A 12,101-nucleotide genomic window follows, 5' to 3' on the forward strand; every position below is an offset into this window, starting at 1 on the left:
AACAGTCTGTTTATCTACAAAATATTACAATAGACTGAAAGGTTATTAAAAATAAAACCTCACCAACCTTGACGGTCAGTGAGGTCTGTCAATAATTTTGTTTAAACTCTTTTAAAAGTAAGCCCCCGAGAGGGCTATTCCTCTTGCGTAGATGGTGTCCGACCCGATCTGGGAAGAAAACAGAGAGTTGGAGAAGCATCTGACCCCAGTTTTGGACCCGACCTGTCCACTTGCGACTGACTTTTATGGTGGCGAGATAAAACATTTTAAGCAGGGGTTCATCGAAAGGGAAGATACTTTTTCCATTTGTTACTTTGCGAAGCTGACGATGGTAGCTCTCGGTAATGTTTGTGATGTAGATCAGCATGCGAATCTCAGGCGGATACTCAAAGAAAGTTTCCAGCTCATCCCAGTGATTAAGCCAGGAACGGATGATGAGTGGGTACTTCGTTCCCTACAATTCCTCGAAGCGATCAAGCACTGCTAAGACTGCTCCATCTGTTGTTTCTTTTTAGATGAGCTTAAGATTGGCTGTCACCTTCTTGAGATCTTAGTAGGATACATACCGAGTAGAATTACGCATCTAATGGATGATACACTTCTGAATTTCAATCTGTGGATAGCAGGCGGAAATGGCCTGAGAGAAGCCTGTCAGGTTGTCGATACAAGTGATGAGGATATCTTGAACTCCACGGTTTTTCAGCTCATTCAGCACGCTAAGCCAAAATTTAGTGGACTCATTCTCGCTGATCCACAAGCCTAAGACATCTTTGTTTCCATCCAAATCGATGCCCCTCACCATGTATGCAGCCTTGTTTACAATTGCCAGTCTTACTTCACTTTAAAGTGAATGGCATTCAAAAATACGACGGCGTACACACTCTGCAACGGCCGACTCTGCCACTCTTTCATGAGGTGAACGATCTTGTTAGTCACAGTGGTTAAGAAATACAAGGCGACAACGAATGCTAAACACAATCTACCTGTTGCCGATAATCTTCTCAATCAAAATTTTAAAACCAAGAAACCATGCGAGAAATGGCTGATTAATATTAGATACATTGCAACTGATGAAGGTTGGATCTACCTCGCGGAAGTTATAGATCTGCATGGCCGATTCATCGTAGGTTAGGCTATGAATAGCCGTAAGAAGACTTAGATCGTATCTTCTACATTATCCGAGTAGGTGCAGTAAAAGGCTTGAACGTCCCTTCGGATTGTGTTGTTCAATATGCCAGCAAGAAATACCAGTGTCTCCTAAAAGAAACACGATTTCGTCTGCAGCATGAGTCTCAAAAGTGATTGCTACGATAATGCACCCATTGAATCTTTTTGGGGGAAACTCAAAATAGAATGGCTTAATAAGCGTAAATATAAGACGAGAGCTGAGGCTAAAAAGGCTGTTTTTGAATATATTGAGCTGTTTTACAACCCACGGAGAACGCATTCCTCCAACGGTTACTTCACGTCACTACAACTTTTCTTGACGGTTTAATGATTAGACTAACGGTTGTACTGAGGCTTTCTTGCTGTCTACTTTATTAAGTCAAGGTCAACATCACGCTCACCGACATGGGTAAACACACATATATTGAAGCATACGATTCGGGAGGTTACGGCTATGGAGAACAATAAGGATTTACGGGAGATCGAAATTGCTAAATTGGCATTTATCGGCGCTTCAATTGCTACGTTAGGTGACGGCATAGCAGCGCTGGCAGCCGGGCTTGAGTTAGAATCTTTAGAAAAGAATTATCAAATTCAAAGTAACAGCCGTCAAACTCCCGGCGTAGATTCAACTAAAATTCAACTCGATTATTTTATAAACGAGCTAGTCCAAATTCGAAATTTCGTTAGATAATTAGTTGGATATATATTTGTTTGCGTTAGATTTTTACAACAGCGTGACGTAAGGAGGATCACATGCAAGGGATCATTTCGAAAGTAAACGGCATGTCACTCTGGCATCTTGTTCAAGGTCAGGGTATTCCAATTGTACTTTTACATGGGGGGTCCAGGCGCGTATGATTATTTAGATGCTGTGGCTGAGGTATTGGAAGATCGTTGTTCTCAAATTGTTCGCTATGAGCAACGAGGAAGCTTGTGTTCAGAAAAAACGAGTTTCTATGATATTGAGACCTTTATTGAAAACTTAGAGCAGTTAAGGATTCATGTAAATGTGAAAAGCTCGGTTGTATGTGGACATTTTTGGGGAGCAACATTGGCCTTAGCATAATGACTACCGTACAAACAAACTTAACAGAATGGCTCCCAATGAACGGTGAAGAAAGAAAACATACACAAGAACGATTACGTGAACGAGCTTGCATCCCGTTTGCAAAACAGCGAAATTGCATTAATTCCTAATACTGCTCATTATCCCTAGCTTGATCATTCTGATACGTTAAGAAAGCACATTAACAAGTTTTTATTCAGACAACTTTTGAAATGCATTTATTATTTTAGGAATTTCCGTTAAATCATCACAAGTCGCATCTGGATAGCTACTTGAAATGTCTTTACTTTTGAAGATGGTTCGCATCCCCATTTCTTTCGAAGGTACGATATCAGCCTTTAAGTTATCCCCAATAAAAACGGATCGTTCAGCTAGGGAGTTTAAATTTGAAAGTGACAAACGAAATATAGCATGGTCAGGCTTTCGCAAATTTACAGCTTCCGATATGACAATATCATCGAATAGTTCCATAATTCCAAGGGAAATCATTTTATTTCTTTGAAAAAACTCCCTGCCGTTTGTTATCATACCTAGCTTGTATCCCCTTTGCTTTAATGTACATAGCATCTCATTTAAGCCAGGGAATCCAATACTATACAAATGAAAGTTATTATTTAGATCTTCCAGCAGTACAGAATATAATGTGCTCTCTAAATTAAAAATATTTATCAACTTTCTATAGACATCCTCTTTAGGCATTACAATGTTATTGTATTCAGTAAATTTTTCGATAAATTCGTTCTCTTCAGTGATGAATTGATGTAATGAAAACCTTGCATACTGATATTTTGCAAAGTTAATCAATGACTGATCTTTATTCAGTAAAGTCTGGTCCAGATCGAAAATAACTGTATCAATTCCCCCCAAGTCAATACCCTCCCATAGTTCACTACTGCGCTGCTATTACATAAGACAAATGATGTCTTTTATCGAAATGTAAAAACTTATAAGTTTGTTAGATTATAAAGGTCTTATATTTCACCGTCAAAGCTACTTCAGCATCCAAGGACGCCGAAGGCGTTTTTGTTTGTGTGTTACTTATCTGTCATAAGTTTTAGAATTAGCCCTAACAAACATTCTACCTCATTTTTTAAATTCAGAGAGAAATAATCAAATAAAGTGTACAATAGGGAGATGACCTACGGTTACGTTGCAAAAATAGATGATGAGGTGTTCCAGTGATTCCAGAAGGCGTTGAATGTTCGATATTTTTTGAAAATATTAAACCGAATCCAAAAAGCAGTTCATCGTTATTGATTAAAGGTACAGTTAGCTCAGGATTTAAAATTATTATGAGCTTGGACTTTACAGGTTCAGAGCTTATCGATAACAGTAATGCCGCCATTCCCGATGAGATTTTAGATCTTTTGAAAGAAGATTTAATTGATATTTTCGGCTTTGGTCCATTTGATAAAAAAGCGCTCAAACAAGAAATGAAGGATCTCAACATGCTGTATTATGTACGATATAACGGCAAAGCTTATCGTTCCGATGAATGGAAAGCAATGAAACCTGAAGATTTTGCAAAACTCCAGTAATCTTCTTGGGCAGTGTGTTAATGCCCATTCCGACAAGAAGAAGCGCCTGCACAGCCCGTTACGGCCAGCAGGCGCTTCTTCTTTGTCAACTTATATCCCTATGCATGTCTAAGCTTCAACAAAGCTTCTGCGAAATAATAATCTCCGAAAATAAGCGGCGTATCCACATAAATATCTTTTGCGAAATAACCTGTAGCATGCATCAGAATCCCTTCCTCTTCCACTCCCCAATTGCTGTAATTCTCGTAGAGAGAAAGAAGTATCGCTTCGGCCTGTTCCTTGTATACTTCTCCTGATTCTCCTGGCAATAATGCAGCTAATGCTAATAAACCAGAAGCAGCGATCGCTGCAGCAGAAGAATCTCGAGGTGCATGCACCTCATCTTCGGGCAGGCGAAAATCCCAATATGGTACCTTATCCACAGGCAGATGATTGAGGAAGAAGCTTGCAATCCGTTCAGCAGCCTGCACATATTCCTTTTTCGCCGTATAACCATAACTGCGTGCGAATCCATACAACGCCCATGCTGCTCCCCTTGCCCAAGCCGAATCCGCTGCATAGCCTTGGCCGGCAATCGCTTCGATCCGCTTCCCTGTCTCAGGGTCAAAGCAGACGATATGATGAACGGAGCCGTCAGCCAGCACGAACTCCCGCAGCACGGTGTCTGCATGGATAACGGCAATATGCCGATACCTGGGATCATCTATCTCTTCGGATGCCCAGTAAAGCAGCGGAAGGTTCAGCATACAATCAATAATCGCCCATCCGCTGTGATCCTCACCGCCCCAATTCGGCCATGCACGGATGAACCCGCCAGCAGCATTAAATCTGCCTGCCAGCAAGCTTGCAGCCATTAACGCATGTCGCTTTGCCTCCTCATCTCGCAAGTGTTTATATTGATTTATGCTGCTTAGTTCGAACATAAATCCGACATCATGATGCAGCTGATCAAATTCCCAAAGCGTATGGCTGATTTGGCGTTCACATTCGACAGCGAGAGCCTTCAATCGTTCGTTTCCTGTTTCTTGATATACTAACCACAGCAGACCTGGCCAGAATCCCGCTATCCAATCATGTGGAGCACTCCGCTCGTAGCGCCCCGCTTTGGAGCCATTCGGAAATGTTGCCCCGATCACCGCACTCGTTTCCTCCATTTTATGAACCACTTGCTGCCAAGCCTGCTCTATCCAATCAGCCTTCACTTTCATTCGATTCCTCCGTTTCTCCTCCAGCTACAGGTCTTGCCTAAGTGAATAATCTCTTCGGTAAATCTCAGGAGTCACACCATAGTACTTCTTGAATGTTCTTATGAAATGCTGCGGGCTCTGATAACCGACCTGTTCAGTAATCTCATAAACTCGTGAAGAAGATTGCTCGAGCAGCAGCTTCGCCTTCTCCATTCGCGCACATAGAATGTATTCGCTTAAGTTCTCACCCGTTATTTCCTTATAGATTTGCGACAAATATATAGCATTTAAATAAACAGAATCCCCGATGGATTGAAGGGTCACGTCATTCCCGATATTTTGTTCAATATAAGCATGCACCTTATTGATGAGCTGCTTGTGACTCTCATCGGCCTGCAAGGGTTCGTTACCGAGTAACGCATCCAAAATAATGAGGCTCCATGTTTTTAGCAGCTTAACGGAGTGAAACACATGATGCTCGGCACGACTGGCTGCACTTCCAACCATATCCTCCAGCACTTTGCCTTTCTTATGGGCAAGGTAGGTGAAGGAGCTTAATAAGTGCAAATAGGCCTCACGCAAATGAGCCTGTGAATCCGTGTGCGAATGCTCCAGCTCGCTGAAAATTTCGGATAATTTAAGATTCAATTTCTCCCTGTTGCCTGTATCGATAAGCCGGATGAGCAAGGGAGATTGATAGAGTGAACGGAGGGGCTTCATTTCCATCGTCGACGCTGCCATCCCCTGCTGTTGGTTCGATCTTATTACCGTTGAAACCAGAGAGGCGTACGCTGCATGAATACCCATTGGGAATGGCGTCGCATGCGAGATGTATGCTGCAATACTCCCTTTCAAATATTGACGAACATTTTCAGTGAGCTTATGGGCCAATGAAGCTAATACACTCTCTTCCGAGGAATCCCACTCTTCAACCGAAGTGGATTCCTTGGACCTTGGCAGGAGCATTAAGACCAAATGGCCTTGCGGAGCCTTACATGTCCATATGTGGAATTGTGAAGAGAACATCTCCTCCGCCATGTTCAGAACAGCAAATTCGAATAGCTTCATATCTGCCGCATTATAGGATTCATAGAAATAGGGATCGAATTTAATCGCCGCCAATTTGATTTGATTCCCATAATGAAACGGAATGCGGTACATGGAAACCTTCTCCATGAATGGATTTCTAGAGATCATCTCCTCCTGTAACAATTCGAGCAGCAAATTTTCTTTCAACATAGGCAGGTTTTGGTGCACGATGGACGTCGCATATTCAAAAATCTGATGCTGCTCGCGCTCGTTCTGACGTTTGCCAGCAATCTTGCTTACCGCATCCAGCAGCAGCTCATCGCGAACAGGTTTTATAAAATAATCAATCGCATGCAATTCGATCGCTTTTTTGGCATATTCGAACTCCGCATAGCCAGTAAGCAGAATACAATCGATCTTTTTATTTTGTTCATTGATGTATTGAATAAGTTCTAGCCCCGACATGCCCGGCATACGGATATCCGTAATCAGAATGTCAATAGGATGCTCGCTAATAATCGCTTGCGCTCCCTGTCCGCTATAAGCCGTATGAATCGTCGAAATATCGAACTGATCCCATGGCATAGTCGTAGCCAATGATTCTACTTGATGTTTTTGGTCATCAACGATTAACAAAGACAGCATCCCGCTCACTCCTTCTCCGCAGCTTCCCAGTAAAGCTCCATCCGCAATCCGCCTAATGCCGAGTGATCAATAAAAATGCCGGAATGCTCCCCGAAATAATATTTCAAACGGTGGTTCACATTCCATAAGCCTGTCCTCTGGGTTATGTTAACCTCTTGCCCAGTCGTTTTCCTTAGCCTGTGCAACGCATCCGAGCTCAGCCCTGTACCATTGTCCTCGATAATAAGTCTACAAGTATTCATTTCCATGAACCCCGTAATCGTAATGACACCATCCTCCGTCCTCTCCTCCAACCCGTGTACAATAGCATTTTCAATTATTGGTTGAAGAAGCAGTCTTGGAATTTTCATCTCGAGCATCTCATCAGGGATTGATATCGTGTACTCCAGCTTTTCCAATTGTGAATTCATAATATCCAAATAGTTCACTGCCAAATCGACTTCCATTTGAAGGGTAGCGACGAGAGACTCGTTACGGGTCGTGTATTTATAGTAATCACCCAAATTGTGAGCCATTGCGATGACCGATTGGTTTTTGTTCATTTTGGCCATATTCACAATATAAGCTAGACAGTTATACAGAAAATGCGGATTGATCTGCGATTGCAGCTGCTTCATAACTGCTTCTCTGGAGCGTACTTCCTCTGTGTATACCCGTTTAAGCAATTGATCGATTTCCGTCGCCATTCCGTTGAAGGAATCAAACAGCTGTTGGAACTCGCTTTTACTGCGAACTTTAATTTGATAAGCAAAGTTTTTATTTTTGATCTGACCAACACCGCGAATTAATATCCTTATCGGTACCTGAATATGAGAGTACAGCAGCAAGGCAGAACTGATCCCAAACAGAAACAACATCAGCAGAATGACATAGAACAAATTGCGGCTTTTCACAACGGGCTGCAGTATCTCGTCCAATGGTTCTATGTCAACGAGGCTCCAGTCCATCTTACTCGATGCCAATGTATAGAGAAGATATTTTTTTCCATCAATTTTAACAATGCTGCGATATTTAGAAGAGCTTGCGTACTGATCCAGTGGGTACGCTTTCATAACTTGTTGAATAAGCTTAACATTCGCTTTGCTGCTATATACAACCTGATCTGAGCTATGATAGAAGAAAGCGTCGCTATGCCCAGACAGCGTAAATCCATCCAGCAGATTCGTAATGTTTTTGGTGAAGAAGTCAACTCGGATAATAAGCTCTGACTGTAAAGGATTCGTGAGGTTAGCTTGATACGGTGAGGCAAAATAACGAGAAAAGGCATCCATCTGAACACCATTGACATCCACTTTATTCAGCTTCCAGTTAGGGGTATAATGATTCGAAATTTCAGCTTGATCAAAAATAGCGGAAGACATCGTAGACAGCGATAAATCGTTTTTTGGAAAATAAATCGATATCACATTCATCACTTGATTCGTTATGCTGAACAGATTGAGCTTGCTTTGAATCGATTGAATGATTTTCAACCTGTCATAGCCCGATTGCGGCAAATTGCCAAAAGCTACACTTCGAATTTCTGGATCTTTGGTCGCTATGGTCGCGTACATCATATTTTGATCCAGCAGACTCTCAATCTGATTCAGGAAATAGAACAATTTATCTTCGTTTCTTGAATTGATTTGATCCTCGATGACTTGTACGCTCTGCTGATTCGTATAAGCGTAAAGCCCGATAATCGGTGTCAAGATTAATACGATGAGAAGGATCACCTTCGTGATGATGTTCAAAGATTTCTCCTCCTTGCTCTATTTCCTTCTATTCTAGCATAAGGCCCTACTCTTTGACTGATCCCAGCGTCATACCTTTCACGAAATATTTTTGAAGAAACGGATAGACGAGCAAGATTGGAATCGTGCCTACGAATATAAGGGCAGATTTCAATGATCGTTCTGATAGCTGCTCCAAGTCAGAAGGATTGAGCCCAATTTGCGTATAATCAAACCCCGCGATCAACGCCTGCAGGAAGGTAGCAAGCGGAATCTTATCCGCCTGATTCATATAGATCATTCCGTCAAACCATGAGTTCCAATGGAACACCATCGAGAATAAGGACAACGTCGCTATAGAAGGCAGGGAAATGGGGAAAAAGATCGTGAATAATATACGGAAATGTCCCGCACCATCAATGGCTGCTGCTTCCTCCAGCTCCTTAGGGATACCTCGGAAGAAATTCATCATAAGCACAACGTTAAACACGTTGACCGCGACTGGGAGAATTAATGCCCACAATGAATTCATCAGCCCCGTCTTTTGCACGACCAGATACGTAGGAATCAGTCCTCCGTGAAAGAGCATGGTAAAGACGAAAAACCATGCATACATCGTTCTTCCACGGAAAGTACGGTTATCCTTCGACATCGAATAAGCAGCCAGCATCGTAAGAAACATTGAGAATACAGTTCCGATTACCGTTCTAAAAAAACTCACTCGAAAGGCGACTAGAAAATTGTTGCTGTTCAATGCTTTCTCATAGGCATCAAGCGTGAAGCCAATCGGCCACAGCTTGACTATGAAAGTTGTCGTCGCGTAATTCGAGCTAAGCGATACAGCCAGCACATGAACCATTGGAAGTATGCATAGCAAAGCCACGATGATTAAAAAAGTATTGTTTATATAATGAAACAGCCTGTTTGAGAATGTTAGTTTTAGCATCGCATTCTATCCTCTCAAAATATCCTGTAATTCGCATATTTAGAAGCTAATTTATAAGTTGTAGCAATCAAGATAAACCCAATGACAGATTTAAAGAATCCTACAGCAGTAGCTAGGCTGAATGAGCCTTGAAGCAGCCCCACGCGGTAGACGTAAGTATCAATAATATCGCCTTTCTGGTACACAAGTGGATTGTACATATTGTATACTTGGTCGAATCCTGCATTCAGTACATTGCCGAGGGACAGCGTTGCAATAACAATCGCAATAGGGATAACGGCCGGAATCGTGATGTGAATGGCTTTGTTTAGATTGTTGGCGCCGTCAATGTCCGCTGCTTCATATAAACTCTGATTGATTCCTGTCATAGCTGCCAAATAGATAATCGTTCCAAAACCAAATTCCTTCCACACATCACTCGTAACGAGTGTGAAACGGAACCAATCTCCGCTCCCTAGAAAGAAGACGCGATTGAGGCCGAGTGCCTCCATTAATTGATTAATTAAGCCATTGGTCGCTAATAAATCGGTCAGAATGCCTCCGAGAATAACCCAGTTCAAGAAATGCGGCAAGTAGATAAGCGATTGAATCGTTCTTTTGAATAACATTCCCCTTACTTCATTAAGAAATAGAGAGAACGCAAAGGGGACAATCGCGCCTGCGATGATTTTGGAGATGGCAATAATAAAGGTATTCCATATGACCTGAAGCGCTGTAGGATCGTTAAACATGAAGATGAAATGCTTCAATCCAACAAATGGAGACTCAAAGATGCCGAGCCAAGGCTTAAAGTCCTGAAAACCAATCAGAAACCCCACCATAGGAATGTAGTTGAAAACGAGCAATAATAAAACGGACGGCAGCAGAAAGAGATGGAGCGGCCATGTTTTGCGGAAATACAGATTCGTTTTCATACCAGTTTCTCCTATCGATACATGTTATTGAGAAAGCACATGCGGATCGGCCTAGCATATGTCCATCTCCGCATGTGCCTCTTAATGACGATTATTGCTTACTTCATGCTCGCAACCGCTTCATTGACCTCTTTTGTAATTTGCGCGCCGCCCTGATCATTCCATTGTTTCACAAACGTATCGAAATACTCAGGCGGCTGTTTGCCATAAATGATTTGAAGGAAGGTCTGCTCTTCCAGCGTAGACAATTGATCCCATTTCTCTTTCATGGTTGCGGTATTAGCACCGTAGAAACCGCTCGGAACATCTTGTGCTATTTGCTCGTAAGCGACTGAGAAACCATCGATCGTTAATTTCCCATTGCTTGCAGCGAGTTTCTGCTCGAAGACACTATCCAGCTGACCCGATGCGACGCGTTGATAAATGTTCGGACCTTCCATGACGTTAGTTGGTGCTGTTCCGGATGAAGGAGATAGCATCAAGTAGGCATTCAGGCTCACTACGCCATCCGGTACGTTTTTCCAATCTGGCTTCCCGTCCTTAAGCACATAGTCATAGCCCTCGCCATACCCTTTGTCGAACGGACACATTGGATCCTCAATCGCGCAGCCATACAGCGTATCCCAATATTTCAGAATAGCTTCCATATGCTCAAAGCCTTCACGGAATACATATGTCCCGTAGGATGGCAGTGAGGCTTGACGCCCAACCTCGCCCTTCACACCTGAAGGAAGTGGGTATGGCTTAATAACAACCGACTGGTTCTTTGTCTCAGCTTCTGCGACCGCGGTTCCAATTGGCCAGCCTCCAGACCAGCCTGGAGCGAAAGCGATTCCAGCTTTTCCTGAAGTAAAGTCAGCCATCGCTTTAGCTGCGTCCTGAGTGCCGAAATCAGCGCTCAAATAACCATTCTCAAACCATCCTCGCAGCTTCACGAGTCCATCCTTCACACCTGGCAGCGTCGATCCGTATTGCAAGTTTCCGCTGGCATCCTTAATCCATAGGTAAGGCTGCTCCTGGCCGAATATGAATGAAGTATCAGCCATGTAGTTACTGGTAGGATGATAGTAGCCTGTGTTGCCGCCAATTGCGAGTCCGTAAGTATCCTTCTTATTATTCCGATCCGGATCTTGATTCGTGAATGCATCCAGTACAGCAGTAAATTCTTCTACATTGGTCGGGACTTTCAGACCTAGATTATCCAGCCAATCCTGTCGAACCCACATGACGGTAGCTCCTACAATACCATTTGAGATACCTGGCAAGCCGTAAATTTTACCCTCTCTCTTCACTGAATTCCAAATTTCCGGATTTTTGATATAAGAGTCTTTGACCCTTGCAGTCGCATATTTCTCGAAAGCCTCATCAATAGATTGGATTTTTCCAGAAGCAACCAAATCCTCGAACAGCGTTCCAGATGCATAGAGAACGTCCGGCAGCTCTTCTCCGCTTGTCATAGCCAAGCGTACTTTCGTTTCCAATGAATCAGTTACGACCCATTTATATTTCGTGACAATTCCCAGGTTATCCTTAAACCACCGCGAGATCGGATTATCTTCTGGTGTATCGCCATTACGAAGCTTATCCGAAGGCTTTAATCCAAGTGCCGCGGTAATGGTAACCGGTGGATCATATTTCGTACGATCGTTTGGCTGCGGCTCAGGCGCTGGGCTCTCCTCACTCACATTCGTCTCATCCGTATTTGCTGTCGCTTCTGAGCTGCTTTCATCGGTTGCTTGAGACAGCTTATTGTTGCTGTTCGAACACGCGGCAATCATACTTACGATTAGAATTATGCACATAAGTGTTGCAAAAAATCTTCGTTGCCTGTTCATTGTAATCCCCCTCATTTATGATCCTTACACTTTTCATTATTCCATTCTCTCCGAGTGAA

At 42.8% G+C, this 12,101-nt stretch carries 10 protein-coding genes and 1 pseudogene; 3 read left to right on the plus strand and 8 right to left on the minus strand.

What is annotated here, in order from left to right; genetic code table 11:
* Positions 1-88: 88 nt before the first annotated feature.
* Positions 89-945, minus strand: a pseudogene (locus tag FGT79_RS04910) (IS256 family transposase); the annotation flags it as partial.
* A gap of 340 nt (positions 946-1,285) precedes the next feature.
* Here FGT79_RS04910 and FGT79_RS32495 point away from each other — a divergent pair.
* Positions 1,286-1,495, plus strand: coding sequence for an IS3 family transposase (locus FGT79_RS32495; protein WP_138751634.1), 210 nt, complete (start codon positions 1,286-1,288; stop codon positions 1,493-1,495).
* A 126-nt stretch (positions 1,496-1,621) separates the two neighbouring features.
* Positions 1,622-1,861 (plus strand): translation initiation factor 2, encoded by a 240-nt coding sequence (locus FGT79_RS04920; protein WP_138751635.1) that lies wholly within the window; start codon positions 1,622-1,624, stop codon positions 1,859-1,861.
* 567 nt (positions 1,862-2,428) lie between these two features.
* Here FGT79_RS04920 and FGT79_RS04925 read toward each other — a convergent pair.
* Positions 2,429-3,103: an HAD family hydrolase gene (locus FGT79_RS04925; RefSeq protein ID WP_138751636.1), complete on the minus strand. Its 675-nt coding sequence runs from the start codon at positions 3,101-3,103 to the stop codon at positions 2,429-2,431.
* A gap of 311 nt (positions 3,104-3,414) precedes the next feature.
* Between FGT79_RS04925 and FGT79_RS04930 the strand changes: the two genes are divergently transcribed.
* A complete protein-coding gene (locus tag FGT79_RS04930) occupies positions 3,415-3,774 on the plus strand; it encodes a hypothetical protein (protein WP_138751637.1) in 360 nt (119 codons plus the stop codon).
* A gap of 98 nt (positions 3,775-3,872) precedes the next feature.
* Here FGT79_RS04930 and FGT79_RS04935 read toward each other — a convergent pair whose 3' ends face one another.
* From FGT79_RS04935 to FGT79_RS04960, 6 genes are all read right to left on the minus strand, one after another.
* A complete protein-coding gene (locus FGT79_RS04935; RefSeq protein ID WP_138751638.1) occupies positions 3,873-4,982 on the minus strand; it encodes a glycoside hydrolase family 88 protein in 1,110 nt (369 codons plus the stop codon).
* Positions 4,983-5,006: 24 nt separating this feature from the next.
* Positions 5,007-6,635, minus strand: a complete 1,629-nt coding sequence (locus FGT79_RS04940) for a response regulator transcription factor (RefSeq protein WP_138751639.1) — start codon at positions 6,633-6,635, stop codon at positions 5,007-5,009.
* Between the two features lie 5 nt (positions 6,636-6,640).
* Positions 6,641-8,368, minus strand: a complete 1,728-nt coding sequence (locus FGT79_RS04945; RefSeq protein ID WP_138751640.1) for a sensor histidine kinase — start codon at positions 8,366-8,368, stop codon at positions 6,641-6,643.
* 46 nt (positions 8,369-8,414) lie between these two features.
* Positions 8,415-9,293: a carbohydrate ABC transporter permease gene (locus FGT79_RS04950; RefSeq protein WP_138751641.1), complete on the minus strand. Its 879-nt coding sequence runs from the start codon at positions 9,291-9,293 to the stop codon at positions 8,415-8,417.
* A gap of 14 nt (positions 9,294-9,307) precedes the next feature.
* Positions 9,308-10,207, minus strand: a complete 900-nt coding sequence (locus tag FGT79_RS04955) for an ABC transporter permease (RefSeq protein WP_138751642.1) — start codon at positions 10,205-10,207, stop codon at positions 9,308-9,310.
* 98 nt (positions 10,208-10,305) lie between these two features.
* Positions 10,306-12,042 (minus strand): extracellular solute-binding protein, encoded by a 1,737-nt coding sequence (locus FGT79_RS04960; protein WP_171056077.1) that lies wholly within the window; start codon positions 12,040-12,042, stop codon positions 10,306-10,308.
* Positions 12,043-12,101: the final 59 nt, after the last annotated feature.

It is taken from the genome of Paenibacillus sinopodophylli (assembly GCF_005930355.1).
Lineage (GTDB): Bacteria > Bacillota > Bacilli > Paenibacillales > Paenibacillaceae > Pristimantibacillus > Pristimantibacillus sinopodophylli.